This window comes from Anaerosporobacter mobilis DSM 15930, assembly GCF_900142955.1.
In the GTDB taxonomy this organism is placed as follows: Bacteria; Bacillota; Clostridia; order Lachnospirales; family Lachnospiraceae; genus Anaerosporobacter; species Anaerosporobacter mobilis.
Window position 1 is genome coordinate 578,526 of sequence record NZ_FRCP01000005.1, and the last position, 16,732, is coordinate 595,257.

Genomic DNA, 16,732 nt, shown 5'->3' on the forward strand with positions numbered 1-16,732 from the left:
TATGGCAAAAGCAAAAGTAATTGTCTTTGACTTATTCGAGACATTAGTTCATGATATTATATTTGATTTTACTTCTGGCTTATTGTATTTATACGAATATATTCTATTAGAAGGTACAGATAAAGAAGAATTCCTATATTACGCAGATACCTATTGGAAAAACCTTTATGACAAAAGAAGCGAAGAGCATTCCGAGCTACCATTCGAAGAAGAACTTTTAGATTTTCAAAAAAAATATGGTTTTAAAGTGAATTGGTCAATTGAAGATATCCAATACAATTGTGCACTTGCAATGAATACTACCGAGTTATTCAATGATACTGTTTCGACCTTAGAAAAACTAAGGACATTAGATATACCCGTTTATTTATTAAGCAATTGCATATTTAAAAAGAATGTAATGCAAAGATTTATAAGACATTATGATTTGGATCAATATTTTGTTAATACATATTTTAGTGCAGATTACAATGTGAAGAAACCTCACAAAGATTTCTTTCAAGTTGTCTCCCATGATATAAGTATTAATAATTATAGTATTCAAAAAGAAGAGGTCTTCTTCGTTGGGGATAGTTATACGGCGGATGTTCTTGGTGCTAAGAATTTTGGATTTACCCCTGTATTCATTAACCGTAACCAAATGAATGGAATGAATACCGAAAATTATTATGAAATTAATTCTTTAAACGAGTTGTTTCATTTAATCTAGTATATATGTAATCGAATATATTTCTGATGATAGTATCAAATAGTTTATCTTAAACTGATTGTTATTCAACAAAAAAGCTATGTAAACCAAATGTCTTTATCGTTTACATAGCTTTTTTATGATTCTAATTATCTTATATAGATATATTATTTAATACGATTAAAAAGCTCCAAAGCCAGGATATACTGCACTAGCTCCTAATTGCTCCTCGATACGTATAAGTTGATTGTATTTAGCAACACGTTCACTTCTACTTGGAGCTCCAGTTTTAATCTGGCATGTATTCAATGCTACTGCTAAATCAGCGATTGTAGTATCTTCTGTTTCACCAGAACGATGTGATGAAATTGCTGTATAACCAGCTTTATGTGCCATCTTAATTGCTTCAAGAGTTTCTGAAACAGAACCAATTTGATTTAATTTGATTAAGATTGAATTACCACAGCCCATTGTGATTCCTTTTTGTAATCTTTCTGTATTTGTTACGAAAAGATCATCTCCTACAAGTTGAATCTTATCACCAAGTTCTTTCGTCATAAGTTTCCAACCGTCCCAATCTTCTTCATCAAGACCATCTTCAATTGAATAGATTGGATATTTCTCACATAATTTCTTCCAATGTTCAACTAACTCAGCAGAAGTAAACTTCTTACCACTCTTTGGAAGTAGGTATTCACCTTTTGTACCTGTTTTCCACTCACTAGACGCAGCATCCATTGCTAGAACGAAATCTTTGCCTGGTTCATATCCAGCTTTCTTAACAGCTTCAAGTATAACTTCAATTGCTTCTTCATCACTAGCAAGATCTGGTGCATAACCACCTTCATCACCAACACCAGTTGCAAGACCTTTGCTCTTTAATAATGCTCCTAATACATGGAATACTTCAGTACACTGACGCAAAGCTTCTTCAAAGCTCTTTGCTCCTGCTGGCATAATCATGAATTCCTGTACATCTACTGTATTAGCAGCATGTGCTCCGCCATTAATAATATTCATCATTGGAACAGGAAGTCTGTTTCCATTAACTCCACCTAAGAAACGATATAAAGGAATGTCTAGTGACATTGCAGCTGCTCTAGCACATGCAATTGATGTTGCAAGTATTGCATTCGCACCAAGTTTTGATTTATCTTTTGTTCCATCTGCTTCGATCATTGCACGGTCAATAGCATAAGTATCAGATGCATCCATGCCACATAGCGCATCATTTATAATAGTATTAATATTCTCTACCGCCTTGGATACACCTTTTCCTCCAAAACGATCCTTATCTCCATCACGTAATTCTAGTGCTTCAAATTCTCCAGTAGAGGCTCCACTAGGTGCAGCACCTCTTCCAATTGTTCCATCTACCAAATATACTTCTGCTTCTACTGTTGGGTTCCCGCGGGAATCTATTATCTCTCTTCCAATTACTTTTTCAATCTCTAAATAATTCATAGTCTCACCTTTCTTTGAAGTAATCCTTCTACTTTGGTCCAATTTCAAAGTAGAAGGAGTTCAAATGATTTATTCAGTTAGTTTCATCTAACTTGGTTATATTTTACCACATATAAAGTTATTATTCAATACGTAATAATAAAAATAATCATTATTAATTTTATATTCATATACCATTAAGAAACTAAACTCCTATATAACTTTTTTCTTTCATAATTGTCTAATTTCCGAATATAACCTATATTGTATTATCCAAGTGCAACATCAAGTACCATCATTACTGCAAATCCAATTGCAAATCCCCAAGTACAGATATCTGTCTTATCATCTTTTGAAGCTTCTGGTAACAATTCTTCAATAACTACATAAATCATAGCACCTGCAGCGAATGAAAGGAAATAAGGTAATGCTGATGATATCACATTTGACATTAATAATGTAATTCCTGCAGCAATTGGTTCTACAACACCTGATAACATCCCGTATGTGAAAGATTTTCTCTTCGTATTTCCTTCTGCTCTCAATGGTAGTGAAATAATGGCACCTTCAGGGAAATTCTGAATAGCTATACCAATTGATAATGCAAAAGCAGATGCTACCGTAACCGTCGAACTATCACCTAATAATCCTGCAAACACGACACCGACAGCCATACCTTCTGGTATATTGTGTAATGTCACTGCTAACACAAGCATAACTGTGTTGCTCAACGTCGTTTTAGGACCTTCCGGTGTTTTCTCATTCAAATGAAGATGCGGTATAATTTGGTCTAGTATAAATAGGAATGCAATTCCTAAGAAAAAACCAACAACAGCAGGGATAAAAGATAATTTCCCCAGGTTCTCTGACATATTTATAGATGGTATTAATAAAGACCATACAGATGCTGCAATCATTACACCTGAAGCAAACCCTAGCAATGCTCTTTGAATTCCATCTTTAATCTTATTTTTCATAAAGAACACACATGCTGCTCCTAATGTTGTTCCTATAAACGGTGTTAATAAACCTATTACATATTCCATATAATCAACCTCCTTTTTGATTCTTTTATCGTTAGTACTCTAACTAGGTATAATTATATCACATTTTTTTTAATTGTATAGGTTCATGATTATAATATCCTTATCCTTTATCATTAACGTATCTGCTAAAAAGCATACTATTCCTAGTCCACCCATTGCTAAAATTTTATTCTCCTACACCTGATTTCTAAAAGTTTTCAACGTTACGTTATAACACTCATAAATTATATTCAAACTAAAAAAGAAAAGTTACCAACAACTGATAACTTATCTTTATCATACAATATATTCTGTTTTCTATTCTTGATATCCCGTATAACTATCTGTTTCCAAAATTTCATTTGCCTTTGCAATAGATTCTTTTGAAGGCGGTCTTACATCTGATAACGGATACTCTTTCCCTAATTGTTCCCACTTGAATAAACCGAGTGTATGATAGGGTAGTACCTCAAATCGTTTTACTGCTTTTAATGTTTTCACAAATTCACCAAGCTTAGTTAGATCTTCTTCTGAATCTGTGATTCCTGGTACTAATACGTGTCTAATCCACATTGCTTTACCTTGTTCTGATAGGTACTGTGCCATATCAAGAATATTCACATTACTCCAACCAGTAAGCTCTTTATGCTTTTTGTCATCAATTTGCTTAAGGTCAAGCATGAATAAGTCCGTATATTTCATTAATTCGTTAAACTTGCCAAAGAAAGGTTCTTCCCTTGTGAATGAATTACCCGATGTATCAAGCACCGTATTCACTCCATTTTGTTTTGCAATCTTAAATAACTCAGTGACAAAATCAATCTGTAAAAGAGCTTCTCCACCACTTACAGTTATGCCACCTTTTTCTTTCCAATACGTACGGTATCTATAAGCTTTCTCGAAAGCCTCAGATGCCGTCATCTCTATTCCACCCTTCATATCCCACGTATCCGGGTTATGACAGTATTTGCATCGCATATGACATCCTTGAAGAAAGAATACATATCTTACTCCAGGTCCATCAACAGAACCAAAACTTTCAAAAGAATGAATAAGTCCCATGTTTTTCGCCCCTTTCAAATAAAGGCAGGTAAATCTGCATAACAGTATCTACCCGCCTAATAAATTATCTTACTAATAATAGATTACCTTTGGCAATGCTTACTAACATTACTAAACGATATCCATTGAAGTCTTAGTATTACATAGCACCATGGAATGTTCTTGAGATAACATCCATTTGTTGTTCTTTAGTAAGATCAATAAACTTAACAGCATAACCAGAAACTCTGATTGTGAAGTTAGCATATTCTTCTTTTTCTGGATGTTCCATAGCATCGATTAATTTTTCTTTACCAAATACATTAACGTTAAGGTGGTGAGAACCTTGTGCAAAATATCCGTCAAGAACGTTAACAAGGCTTGTTACTCTTTCTCCTTCGTCATGTCCTAATGCTTCTGGGTTGATTGTTTGTGTATTAGAGATACCATCAAGTGCCCATTCATATGGAAGCTTAGCAACTGAGTTTAATGAAGCAAGAAGTCCTGAATCTTCTGCACCGTAACTTGGGTTTGCTCCTGGTGCTAAAGGTTCTCCAGCTTTACGTCCGTCTGGCATAGATCCTGTAGCTTTACCGTAAACTACGTTTGAGGTAATTGTTAAGATTGAAGTTGTTGCCTCAGAATCTCTGTAAGTGTGACGTTTCTTAAGCTTAGTAAGGAATGTACGAAGTAATTCAACTGCGATGTCATCTGCACGATCGTCATCGTTACCGTATCTTGGGAAGTCACCAGTAACATCATAGTCCACTACGATACCGTCTTCATTACGGATTGTTTTAACTTTAGCATATTTGATAGCACTAAGTGAATCTACAACATGAGAGAATCCTGCAATACCAGTTGCAAATGTACGTCTTACATCTGTATCGATAAGAGCCATCTCAGCTGCTTCATAGTAATATTTATCATGCATGTATTGAATGATATTAAGTGAATTAACATAAATTCCTGCTAACCAATCCATCATTACATCATATTTCTTCATTACTTCATCATAATCTAAGTATTCGGAAGTGATTGGTTTGTATTCAGGTCCAACTTGAACTAATGTTTTTTCATCAACACCACCATTGATAGCGTATAATAAACACTTAGCAAGGTTAGCTCTTGCACCAAAGAATTGCATTTCCTTACCTGTTTGTGTTGCAGATACACAACAGCAGATTGAATAGTCATCGCCCCATACTGGTTTCATAACATCATCGTTTTCATATTGTACTGAACTTGTATTGATTGAAATCTCAGCTGCGTACTTCTTAAAGTTCTCTGGTAAGTTTGGTGAGTAAAGTACTGTCAAGTTTGGTTCTGGTGATGGTCCCATGTTTTCAAGTGTATGAAGGAATCTGAAGTCAGTCTTAGTAACCATTGAACGACCATCAACACCCATACCTGCAACTTCAAGTGTAGCCCATACTGGATCACCTGAGAATAATTGATTGTATGAAGGAACTCTTGCGAACTTAACCATTCTGAATTTCATTACCATATGGTCGATAAGTTCTTGTGCTTCATCTTCTGTTAGAGTTCCGTTCTCTAAATCTCTTTGAATATAGATATCAAGGAATGTTGAGATACGACCAACACTCATAGCTGCACCGTTTTGAGTCTTAACAGCTGCTAAATAACCAAAGTATAACCATTGTACAGCTTCTCTTGCATTCTTAGCTGGTTCAGAAATATCATAGCCATAAGAAGCAGCCATTTTCTTCATATCTGCTAATGCTCTATATTGATTGAAGATTTCTTCTCTTTGACGGATAATTTCATCTGTCATTGTTCCGTCACCACAGTTTGCATGGTCTTTTGCTTTTTCTTCCATTAAGAAATCAATACCGTAAAGAGCAACTCTTCTATAATCACCTACAATACGTCCACGACCATATGTGTCAGGAAGTCCTGTTATAATTTTGTTACGGCGAGCTTGTCTGATTTCTGGAGTATATACATCAAAAACTCCTTGATTATGTGTTTTGTGATATTCTGTAAATATTTTATGAAGTTCTTTATTTGGCTCATATCCGTATGTTGAACAAGCTTCCTCAGCCATCTTAATACCACCATATGGCATGAATGCTCTCTTTAAAGGTTTATCTGTTTGTAAACCAACTACTTTTTCAAGATCTTTAGCAGATTCATCAATATATCCTGGGCCATGTGATGTGATTCCAGATACAATGTCAGTATCCATATCAAGCACGCCACCTTTAGCTCTTTCTTCTTTTTGAAGTTCTTGAAGTTTACCCCAAAGTTTATTAGTCGCTTCTGTAGGATCTGCTAAGAATGAAGAATCACCATCATATGGTTTGTAATTGTTTTGAATGAAATCTCTTGTATTAACTTCTTCTTTCCAAAGTCTTCCTTTAAATCCATCCCATTGTTCTTTTTGTAACATATCTTTTGTCCTCCTTATATAAACTATTATATGTGTACTGTGTATTGTATATTGTATACACAGAATGATGTAGTGACAACCCTGTTGTCAAATAATGAATCTATACCAATATATATATCACTATTTCAGATAAAAATCCAGTAATTTTTCCCCAGTATTTAATTTTGTACAATTTCTGATATTATTCCTGTATATCCTTCAAATTCTCACTCCTATGCACAAAACGGGATATACTTATACAGCATATCCCTTAATTAATTTCTTTCTTATAAATCTTCGCCATTGGTTTCAATTACACGTTTAAACCACTCAAAAGATTTCTTCTTACTTCGATTCAAAGTTCCATTACCGTCATTGTCTTTATCGACATAGATAAAACCGTAACGCTTCTTCATCTCTCCTGTGGTAAAGGAGATACAATCAATACAGCCCCATGGGGTATATCCCATCAAGTCTATCCCATCAAGTTCAACGGCCTTCTTCATTTCGATAATATGGTTCTTAAGATATTCAATACGATAATCATCTTCTACATATCCTTGTTCATCTGGAGTATCTATAGCACCAAATCCATTTTCCACGATAAAAAGTGGTTTCTGATAACGCTCATATAGAAGATTTAGCGCGTATCTAAGACCGATTGGATCAATCTGCCACCCCCAGTCAGAAGCCTTTACATAAGGGTTAGGAACGCTACCTGGGAAGCCATCTAATCCATTCCCTTGCACCACCGCATCTGCTTTCACTGCGTTTGTCATATAATAACTAAGACCGATATAGTCTACGACTCCTTCTTTCAGAATCTTCGCATCTTCCGGTTCCATATGAATATGATACCCTTTTCGTTCCCATTCTTTATAAGCATATGACGGATATTCTCCTCGTACATGAACATCACCAAATAAATATCTATCATGCATCGATTCTAAAGAATACATCATGTCATCTGGATTACAAGAATACGGATATAACGGCACACAAGCGAGCATACAACCAATCTGAAAATCTGGATTAATCTTATGTCCCTCCTTAACCACTAAGGCACTTGCAACTAATTCATGGTGTACCGTTTGATACATACACTCTTCTGGATTTTCTTCTTGATTGAAAATTACACCTGAGTTTACATAACCGAATAACGGATATTCATAATTTTTCTGGTTATTGATTTCATTAAATGTCATCCAGTACTTAACTTTATCTTTGTAACGTTCCATAACAACTTTGGCATAATGTACAAAGAATTCGATTAACTTTCGGTTCTTCCAACCGCCGTACTCTTTTACTAGATGATATGGCATTTCAAAATGTGATAATGTAATTACTGGTTCGATTCCGTATTTTAGTAATTCATCAAATAAGTCATCATAAAACTGTAATCCTTCTTTGTTTGGCTCTTTTTCATCACCATTTGGGAAGATACGAGTCCAAGCAATAGAAGTTCGGAAGCATTTGAATCCCATTTCTGCAAACAATTTCACATCTTCCTTGTAATGTCCATAAAAATCTACCGCTTCATGATTTGGGTAATAGCAATCTTCTAACACGCCATCTGTTATCTTGCGATCTACTCCATGAGTACCCCCAGTTAGAACATCTACGATGCTAACTCCTTTTCCACCTTTGTTCCAACCACCTTCTACCTGGTGGGCGGCTACCGCACCACCCCAGAGAAATTTATCTGATAACATAATCATGCACCTCTATTTCTGTATTTCTAACAATTCTTGACCTTGTACCACGTTTGAAACTGCCAATGATTCTACACTTTTATACTCTTCTGTATTAGATACAATCACCATTGTAGTTGTTTCGAAACCTGCTTTTGTAATCTCTTCTAAAGAGAATGTGATTAAGAGCTGCCCCTTTTTCACTCTATCGTTTTGTGAAACATGTACCTCAAAACCTTTTCCGCCCATTCCTACTGTATCGATTCCAATATGAATTAGTAATTCTTCCCCAGAGTCAGACATAAGGCCTATTGCATGTCCTGTTGGAAAAAGTGCTGCTACTGTTCCATCAAAAGGTGAATATACTTTGCCTTCTTCTGGTATGATAGCCACGCCCTTGCCCATAGCTTCACTCGAGAATGCATCATCATTCACATCAGTAAGGGCAATAACTTTACCACTTAGAGGTGAACTAATTCTCGTTTTGCTAGCTGTTACAGATACTTCTGCAGGTTGTGACGTTTTTACTTCTTCCCTAGCTTCTACTTTTGTTTCTTCTTTTGATTTTACTTTTGAATCCTTTTTTACTTCATCTTTATCTTCTTTAAAACCTACCATCATAGTAAGCACCATTGCTAGTACAAATGATATAATAATTGATATAACGTAACCTAGGAAGTTTGACATATATCCTTCTTTAAAATATGCTGGAAGTGTCGCTATACCTGGCATGTTATATCCCCATGAATATGCGCGGAAAGCTCCTGCTATACCACCACCCACGGCTCCTGCTATACAACCACAAATCATTGGTGTCTTTAATCTTAAATTAACACCATAGATTGCTGGTTCTGTGATTCCAAACAATCCTGTAATTGCTGCTGGTAGTGAAACTTGTTTTAATTCTTTATCTTTCGTACGGAAGAAAACTCCTAAAGCTGCACCTGCCTGTGAGAATACGGCAGATCCTTGAATACCTGTGAATGTATCGTATCCAAGAGAAGCATAATTACCAACTGTAACCGGAGTGATTCCCCAGTGCACACCGAAGATAACCATTACTTCCCACAATCCGCCAACGACAACACCCGCAACAATTGGACTTAAATCATATAAGGAATTATAAACGTCACCGATTGCTCCACCTACCATATTTCCTAATGGACCACATACTAGTAATGTTAGTGGCACCATAATTGCAATTGTAAACATCGGAGTGAATAGGTTTCTAATTACTATCGGTAACTTCTTATCAAAAAATCTCTGTACATAAGATGTAATCCAAATTGCTAGAATAATTGGTATAACTGTAGATGTATAACTAAGCATCTGAACTTTGATTCCTAAGAATGTTAGTGATTCACCTGCATTCACCATTGCAATATAATCTGGACTAACTAATGCACAAGCTATTACTATACCGATAAATTCATTTACTTTAAATTTCTTTGATGCAGTTACAGCAATCAACACTGGTAAGAATGTAAACGCTGTCCAAGAGATAAAATTCAAAATCTTATAGGTTCCCCAGCTTGTATCCATTACATTCATTGCTACTAGTACCCCAAGAATACCTTGTAAGATACCGCATGCCGCGAGTGTATATAAAAACGGTGCAAAAATACTTGAAATTACATCAATTATCCTGCTGACTACTCCTACTTTTTGAGCTGGTTCGCTACTACCTTCTTCTATAGTTACGAGCTTTATGACTTCTTTGTAAGCATCCTGTACGTGATTACCAATAACGACCTGATATTGTCCTCCTGCTTCTACTGTCGTAATGACTCCAGGAATCTTCCTTACAGTATCCGTATTAATATTCTTCGCGTCTTTTAATATAAAACGTAATCTTGTGGCACAATGAGTTACGTTCCTAATGTTCTCATCCCCGCCTAATTCCTTTACCAATGCTTTCGCAGTGATACTATAATCAATTGCCATTGAAATTTCCTCCTTTAGTAACTTGAACTTAATATATCATAAACCAAAGCATCCTTGCTATACTCATGGAGCCTTCTGACTTGTGTTCCATGCATTTGTAATTTGTTACACAAAAGAAACAACCTGTTTTTTACCCTATAATTGTTAGGACTATCGTAAAAAGCCGATACAACACTAGTATATCTTTGTTGTATCGGCTTTATTTACTATAGTCCTTATTTAATACTTCGCGCTAGTGTTTCAATTAAGAATAGCACCGGAACCTGCGTAGTAACGTTTAGTTCACCACCAACTTTTTGCTCTTCTATATAATACGACAGATTCAAATCTGATATTTTAGCAAGTGTGCATGAATTTTTATTGGTAATGCTTAAGATTTTACAATTATGCTGTTTGAATTCATTGATCATACGGATTACTTCACTCACTTCACCTGAAACAGATAATGCTATAATCACTGTATTGTCGAGAATATCTTCTAAGACCGGATAATAAGGATCATCAATACTCTGTGCAAATTTTCCTACATTAGAGAAAAATCTTGCTCCATATTTACCAAGGATTCCAGAGGTTCCAACCCCTACAAAGATTACTCTTTTTGCATCTCTAATCATCTGAACAGCATCATTCATCACCTGCTCCCATGCAGTTGTCTCTACACTTTTAAAATAATGTTGTAATTCCTCAATATCATCTTTGGATTGACGACTACATTGCTCATTTAAGTATAATTTAAACTTCACGCGAAACTCTGAGTAGCCATCGCACCCAAGCTTTTTACAGAATCGAATAACCGTTGACGTTGAAACATGTACTGCCGCCGCTAAATCTCTTACTGTCATATATCTTACTACCTGTTTATTCTTAATAACATAATCATAAACAAGTAATTCCAAATTATTTAACTTCTGAATATTATCATAGCTGAACATACGACCGTCCTCCTAGATTGATTATACAAAATTCAAGAGCGTCTTACAAGTTTATAAATCAAACAAAAATTTCTTATTTGTATGCGTGAGTAAATCTATTTTATCGGTATCCTAATTCCCCCTACCAAAACAAAAAATAGAAAGTACGCATAAGGTACTTTCTATTTTCAAACTAATATTTTTATTATTAAAATTTATATTTATATATTATTATTTATAATCTATATTCTAAAATTATATAATCAAAACTATATTAGATTACATGTATATCTGGTATCTTATAATAACTTTCTTATATTATTTTTGATACCAACAATACAGACCATAACGAAACCTAAACCGATAATTGCTATTTCCATATAATTCGTACCTCCTATATTTTTCTCCACGTTTGTAGTTAGTCACAACTAACTCAATTGAAGTATAACATATATTGGTACAAAAAGCAATATCGAATGTAAAAATATTATTGACTAATTAAAGTAGCAATTTCACTTATCCCTTTCTTACCGAAATGAATCGTTTTATCATTAATAATCATGCATGGCACACTCATAATTTGATATTTCTCTTTTAATTCAGGATAGTGCATTAAATCAATCATCTCTGCCTCAATATTACCCGAAAGAGTTGCAGCCTTCTGTGCGGCCATAACTAACTCCGGACACATCGTACAAGATAAAGAAACCATAATCTTTAGATTTACTGGTTTTGATACTTCTTTTATCATCTTTTCCACATCTGGATCAATTTCTTTTCCAGGACCTGCAACATTGTATAACGCAATTATAAATGAGTTGATTTCATGTCCTCCTGGTACTCCATGAAACTGTATTCCGCTACTAGTACCATCGTCATAACAAACTTCAATTGTTGGAAGTAAACGTGTACTAACTTCTTCCTCATTCCCCTCGGTCCAAGTAACTTTGTCAGTTAAACTAGTAAACTCCTCAACAAAACCTCTTACTTCTTCTGAGACTTTTCTATCATCCAACCAAGTTTTTAAGATAACAGGCTTTTCGAATTTTTCAAATACTCCTCTTAGCTGATTCTTAATCTCACTACTTAAAAATTCACCATCTGTTGAATCCTCATCAGTATTATGATTACTTTCAGCCTCTGGCTGTTTACTAGTTTTCTTAGTGATTTCTAACTCCGGTATGTTAAGTTTAGCATGTAAATCAGATACATATTTCTCCATAGAAGTAGCTGCAATTGCACCGTCTGAAACAGCTGTAACTACTTGCCTTAGATTCTTAACACATACATCTCCAGCAGCAAAAACTCCATCTATATTTGTCTGTTGATTTGCATCTGTAAGGATATATCCTTGCGCGTTTAATTCCACTGACTTCGGTAACCAGTGTGTGTTAGGTACATAACCTGCGAAAACAAAGACTCCGAAGCTTTCATTTTCCTTAGCCTCGTATGTCCATTCATCACCCGTTATGTTATCACGAAATCTAGCGCTCTTTAGCTTACTATCTCCCTTTAATTCCACGACCTCAGTATGAAATACTGTTGATATTTTATCATTGCCCTTCAATTGATCTGACACCGTTTTTGCACAAGTAAAATCTTCCTCTCGCACAATTAAAGTAACAGATTTTGCATATCTTGTTAAGAAGATTCCCTCTTCTACCGCGGCAAATCCTCCTCCAATCACGAAAACATCCATTCCAGTAAAGAATTCTCCATCACAGGTAGCGCAATAAGCAACTCCTCTTCCTTGGAATTCTTTTTCTCCTTCAAAACCTAGATTTCTTGGATTGGCTCCAACCGCTAATATGACTCCTAATGCCTTGTAGTCTCCCTTGGTAGTACGGATTATCTTGACATCGGATTCTAGTTCCATCTCCTGAACCTCCGCCATCAAAAATTCTGCTCCAAAAGATTCTGCTTGCATTCTCATACTATCAGTCAGTTCCTTGCCACTTGTCTTCTTAACTCCAGGATAATTAATAATCTCTGCTGTAATTGTAATCTGTCCACCCAGTTTTTCTTTCTCTATAACAAGTACTCTATATTTCGCTCTCGCCATATAAAGTGCAGCTGAGAGACCTGCTGGACCTCCGCCTACAATAATCAGATCGTATAGACTTCTTAAATCTTCCATAAGCGAACCTCCTTTTTATAATACCCCGTTCTTAAAAAGAAACGGGGTATTATTATTCTATGGTTAATTTTACATATCCATTAGATTAATCCAACAAGATCAAGACTTGGTTTCAATGTTTCTGCGCCTGGTTGCCATTTAGCTGGGCAAACTTGATCCCCATGTTCTGCAACGAATTGAGATGCTTGTACACGTCTGAATAATTCATCTGCGTTTCTTCCTACGTTGCCAGCAATTACTTCATAAGCAACAATTTTTCCTTCTGGATTTACGATAAAGCTTCCTCTTTCAGCAAGACCATCTGCTTCAATCATAACATCAAAATCTCTAGCTAATGCACCAGTTGGATCTGCTAACATTGGGTAATTGATTTTTTTGATTGTCTTTGACGCATCATGCCATGCTTTATGAACGAAATGTGTATCGCAAGATACAGAATAGATTTCACAACCAATTTTTTGGAAATCTTCATATTTGTTAGCTAAGTCCTCTAATTCTGTAGGGCACACAAATGTGAAATCCGCTGGATAGAAGAAGAACACTGACCATTTACCTAAGATATCTTCCTTCTTAACTTCTTTAAACTCACCACCTACAAATGCTTGAACTGTAAAATCTGAAACCTCTTTATTAATTTGTGACATAATAAAATCCTCCTTGATGTTTGAAATTGTTTTAACTTTTTATTATTGTTATTGTTTTTTGTATTGATATTGATTTGTTTTTTATTGGTTAGTTCTCTCTAACTCATGAATATATAATAACACGTACAATTAAAAATTGCAATACTAAAATTAATAATAATTACTATTATTATTTTAGTATTAAAAAAACAACCTCTCAAAGATTGATATGCAAATTATGAATACCTACTATCCATACATCTACATACCAACTATGAAGGTTGTCTTTACTTTTATTATCTATATTTTTATTATCTTTAATTTTGTTTACTTCCCTGTTTAGCTACTGCTTGCATTTTTTCCTGAATAGCTTTTTGATCCCCTAGATATTCCTTACTGATAAATCTTCCTTGTTCATCAAGTTCATAGACAAGTGGGATACCTGTTGGGATATTGACATTCATAATTTCTTCCTTAGATAACCCTTCTAGATATTGAACTAGAGCACGTATGGAATTACCATGTGCTGCAATCAGTACTCTCTTTCCTGCCTTCATATCCTTTGCAATATATTCTTCGTAATAAGGTACTACTCTGGCAATGGTATCTTCTAGGCTTTCTCCAAGTGGTAAAAGATCTTTTTCTTCCTGACGATATTGTTCTTGTAACCTAGGATTTCTCTCATCTGCTTCATCTAGAAGTGGAGGTGCAACATCATAGGAACGTCTCCATATCTTTACCTGATCTTCTCCATATTTATTAGCAGTTTCTTCTTTGTTTAAGCCTTGAAGTGCTCCATAGTGACGTTCATTTAGTTTCCATGTCTTTATTACGGGAAGCCATGTCCGATCCATCATATCTAATGCAAAATTAAGGGTATGAATTGCTCTTTTCAGATAAGAAGTGTAACAAACGTCAAAATCAAAACCATTTTCCTTCAATGTTCTCCCAGCTTCTTTTGCCTCTGTTTGTCCTTTCAAAGACAACTCCACATCTGTCCAACCAGTAAACAGATTTTGTTCATTCCATACGCTCTCACCATGTCTTAATAATACTAATTTCATTTAAATTACCCCTTTCATGTTTTGGTTAGCAAAATCTAACCTATTAAATTATGTTTTACTTTTCAGAGCCATCCTCACTTTTTTGAAGAATATTCTCCATTGTATGCCATGCCAAAAGAGCACATTTTACTCTTGCTGGCATATTGGATATGTTTTTAAATGCAATGGCATCTTCTATTTTTTGTAATTCTTGCTCATCTGTAATTTCTCTTTTGATCATAGAGATAAACGTAGATATAATCTCTTTTGCTTCTTCTATTGTTCTTCCTTTAATAGTATCTATCATAATGGAAGTAGAGGCCTGTGAAATAGCACAACCATGTCCCGTAAATCCCATATCTTCTATTTTGTTTCCATTTAATTTTAGCTCTAATTTAATTTCGTCTCCACAATTAGGGTTATGGCCCATTTCGCTATAGTCTGCTTCCGCTATATCTTTCTTGTTTTCTGAATACATACTATGTTCCATAATTAAATCATTATATACATCACTTAAGCTTTCCACCATACCATATCTCTTCCTCTCTGTTATTTATTTTTTCATATATTTTTCAAACAGTTTGTAGGTCTTCTCAATACCTTGCACTAACTGGTCGATATCTTCTTTCGTGTTATAAAAAGAAAGACTTGCTCTACAAGTGGAATCTGTTTGTAGGAATCTCATCAGTGGTTGTGCACAATGATTGCCTGAGCGTATAGCCACCTTATTAGAATCTAAGATACTGGCCACATCGTGGGGATGTATTCCCTTCATATTAAATGAAATAACACTAGAATGATTCTCCCTATTTGGCGTTACATATAGATTCATATAATCGAATTGTGATAGCCTCTGTAGTGCATAATCGGTTAATTCCTGTTCTATTTTATGAATGGTCTCATATCCCAGATCATTCATATAATCTATGGCAGCACCTAATCCAACCACTCCTCCTACGTTTTGTGTTCCTGCTTCGAATCTGTTAGGAAGAGGTGCGAAGGTTGTGTCTTGCTCATACACATATTCTATCATATCGCCTCCCATTAGGAATGGAGGCATTTTATTCAAGATTTCTTTTTTTCCATACAGTACTCCAACTCCTAATGGCGCTAGCATCTTGTGTCCAGAGAATACTAGAAAATCTGCATCTAAATCCTGTACATCTATCTTCATATGTGGAATACTTTGAGAAGCATCCACAATTACGATTGCTCCTTTTTTGTGAGCATATTCGATGATTTCCTTAACAGGGTTAATGGTTCCTAGAACATTTGATACATGTGTAATACCAACAATTTTAGTTTGATCTGTAATTTTACTTTCTATTTCTTCTTGTGTTAGTTCATATTGCTCATTAATATACATGTATGATAACTTACTCTCTGTTTTTTTCGTTACCATTTGCCAAGGAACTAAATTAGAATGATGCTCCATAATAGATATAACAACTTCATCTTCTTTTTTCAGATTTTCCATTCCATAGGAATACGCAAGTAGATTTAGGCTTTCTGTTGCATTTTTTGAAAATATAATTTCTTCCGATTCTTTCGCGTTAATAAATCTTGCGATCTTTTGCCTTGTTTCCTCATACAGATTTGTTGCTTCAACACTTAGCTCATACGCTCCTCTGTGGGGATTCGCATTATATCTTTGATAAAACTCTTCTACTGCTTTTATTACTTGTTTTGGTTTTTGTGTTGTTGCACCACTATCTAGATATGCTATATCTCTATTTTGTAAAAGTGTAAATTCTTCTCTTATCTTTCCTATATCCATTATAGCATTATTCCTTC

General features: G+C 35.0%; 13 protein-coding genes. 1 reads left to right on the forward strand and 12 read right to left on the reverse strand.

Annotation, left to right across the window (positions count from 1 at the left end):
- Nucleotide 1 precedes the first annotated feature (1 nt).
- On the forward strand, nucleotides 2–709 hold the full coding sequence (locus BUB90_RS02465) for an HAD family hydrolase (RefSeq protein ID WP_073282363.1): 708 nt from the start codon (nucleotides 2–4) through the stop codon (nucleotides 707–709).
- A 159-nt stretch (nucleotides 710–868) separates the two neighbouring features.
- On the opposite strand, the gene eno is transcribed toward BUB90_RS02465, so the two are convergent.
- The 12 genes from eno to BUB90_RS02525 all read right to left on the reverse strand — a co-directional run bounded on the left by eno (nucleotide 869) and on the right by BUB90_RS02525 (nucleotide 16,715).
- Nucleotides 869–2,152: a phosphopyruvate hydratase gene (gene eno, locus BUB90_RS02470; protein WP_073282365.1), complete on the reverse strand. Its 1,284-nt coding sequence runs from the start codon at nucleotides 2,150–2,152 to the stop codon at nucleotides 869–871.
- 248 nt (nucleotides 2,153–2,400) lie between these two features.
- On the reverse strand, nucleotides 2,401–3,177 hold the full coding sequence (locus BUB90_RS02475; protein ID WP_073282367.1) for a ZIP family metal transporter: 777 nt from the start codon (nucleotides 3,175–3,177) through the stop codon (nucleotides 2,401–2,403).
- Nucleotides 3,178–3,474: 297 nt separating this feature from the next.
- Entirely contained in the window at nucleotides 3,475–4,218 is a 744-nt protein-coding gene (gene pflA / locus BUB90_RS02480) for a pyruvate formate-lyase-activating protein (protein WP_073282369.1), read from the reverse strand.
- Nucleotides 4,219–4,357: 139 nt separating this feature from the next.
- Nucleotides 4,358–6,610 (reverse strand): formate C-acetyltransferase, encoded by a 2,253-nt coding sequence (gene pflB, locus BUB90_RS02485; RefSeq protein WP_073282371.1) that lies wholly within the window; start codon nucleotides 6,608–6,610, stop codon nucleotides 4,358–4,360.
- 266 nt (nucleotides 6,611–6,876) lie between these two features.
- Nucleotides 6,877–8,307, reverse strand: coding sequence for a 6-phospho-beta-glucosidase (locus tag BUB90_RS02490; RefSeq protein ID WP_073282373.1), 1,431 nt, complete (start codon nucleotides 8,305–8,307; stop codon nucleotides 6,877–6,879).
- A gap of 6 nt (nucleotides 8,308–8,313) precedes the next feature.
- The gene (locus tag BUB90_RS02495) at nucleotides 8,314–10,224 is read right to left on the reverse strand and encodes a beta-glucoside-specific PTS transporter subunit IIABC (protein ID WP_073282375.1); all 1,911 of its coding nucleotides are present in this window, start codon (nucleotides 10,222–10,224) and stop codon (nucleotides 8,314–8,316) included.
- Between the two features lie 215 nt (nucleotides 10,225–10,439).
- Nucleotides 10,440–11,156 (reverse strand): MurR/RpiR family transcriptional regulator, encoded by a 717-nt coding sequence (locus BUB90_RS02500; protein WP_073282377.1) that lies wholly within the window; start codon nucleotides 11,154–11,156, stop codon nucleotides 10,440–10,442.
- A 466-nt stretch (nucleotides 11,157–11,622) separates the two neighbouring features.
- Nucleotides 11,623–13,272: an FAD-dependent oxidoreductase gene (locus tag BUB90_RS02505; protein ID WP_073282379.1), complete on the reverse strand. Its 1,650-nt coding sequence runs from the start codon at nucleotides 13,270–13,272 to the stop codon at nucleotides 11,623–11,625.
- A gap of 80 nt (nucleotides 13,273–13,352) precedes the next feature.
- Nucleotides 13,353–13,916, reverse strand: coding sequence for an alkyl hydroperoxide reductase subunit C (gene ahpC / locus BUB90_RS02510; protein ID WP_073282381.1), 564 nt, complete (start codon nucleotides 13,914–13,916; stop codon nucleotides 13,353–13,355).
- A 296-nt stretch (nucleotides 13,917–14,212) separates the two neighbouring features.
- On the reverse strand, nucleotides 14,213–14,959 hold the full coding sequence (gene gpmA, locus BUB90_RS02515) for a 2,3-diphosphoglycerate-dependent phosphoglycerate mutase (protein WP_073282383.1): 747 nt from the start codon (nucleotides 14,957–14,959) through the stop codon (nucleotides 14,213–14,215).
- A 55-nt stretch (nucleotides 14,960–15,014) separates the two neighbouring features.
- Entirely contained in the window at nucleotides 15,015–15,467 is a 453-nt protein-coding gene (gene sufU / locus BUB90_RS02520; RefSeq protein ID WP_073282385.1) for a Fe-S cluster assembly sulfur transfer protein SufU, read from the reverse strand.
- A 24-nt stretch (nucleotides 15,468–15,491) separates the two neighbouring features.
- On the reverse strand, nucleotides 15,492–16,715 hold the full coding sequence (locus tag BUB90_RS02525) for an aminotransferase class V-fold PLP-dependent enzyme (RefSeq protein WP_073282387.1): 1,224 nt from the start codon (nucleotides 16,713–16,715) through the stop codon (nucleotides 15,492–15,494).
- Nucleotides 16,716–16,732: the final 17 nt, after the last annotated feature.

Coding starts and splice junctions, on each gene's coding strand:
- BUB90_RS02465 (WP_073282363.1), top strand. CDS start 2: ATGGCAAAAGCAAAAGTAATTGTCTTTGACTTATTCGAGACATTAGTT.
- eno (WP_073282365.1), bottom strand. CDS start 2,152: ATGAATTATTTAGAGATTGAAAAAGTAATTGGAAGAGAGATAATAGAT.
- BUB90_RS02475 (WP_073282367.1), bottom strand. CDS start 3,177: ATGGAATATGTAATAGGTTTATTAACACCGTTTATAGGAACAACATTA.
- pflA (WP_073282369.1), bottom strand. CDS start 4,218: ATGGGACTTATTCATTCTTTTGAAAGTTTTGGTTCTGTTGATGGACCT.
- pflB (WP_073282371.1), bottom strand. CDS start 6,610: ATGTTACAAAAAGAACAATGGGATGGATTTAAAGGAAGACTTTGGAAA.
- BUB90_RS02490 (WP_073282373.1), bottom strand. CDS start 8,307: ATGATTATGTTATCAGATAAATTTCTCTGGGGTGGTGCGGTAGCCGCC.
- BUB90_RS02495 (WP_073282375.1), bottom strand. CDS start 10,224: ATGGCAATTGATTATAGTATCACTGCGAAAGCATTGGTAAAGGAATTA.
- BUB90_RS02500 (WP_073282377.1), bottom strand. CDS start 11,156: ATGTTCAGCTATGATAATATTCAGAAGTTAAATAATTTGGAATTACTT.
- BUB90_RS02505 (WP_073282379.1), bottom strand. CDS start 13,272: ATGGAAGATTTAAGAAGTCTATACGATCTGATTATTGTAGGCGGAGGT.
- ahpC (WP_073282381.1), bottom strand. CDS start 13,916: ATGTCACAAATTAATAAAGAGGTTTCAGATTTTACAGTTCAAGCATTT.
- gpmA (WP_073282383.1), bottom strand. CDS start 14,959: ATGAAATTAGTATTATTAAGACATGGTGAGAGCGTATGGAATGAACAA.
- sufU (WP_073282385.1), bottom strand. CDS start 15,467: ATGGTGGAAAGCTTAAGTGATGTATATAATGATTTAATTATGGAACAT.
- BUB90_RS02525 (WP_073282387.1), bottom strand. CDS start 16,715: ATGGATATAGGAAAGATAAGAGAAGAATTTACACTTTTACAAAATAGA.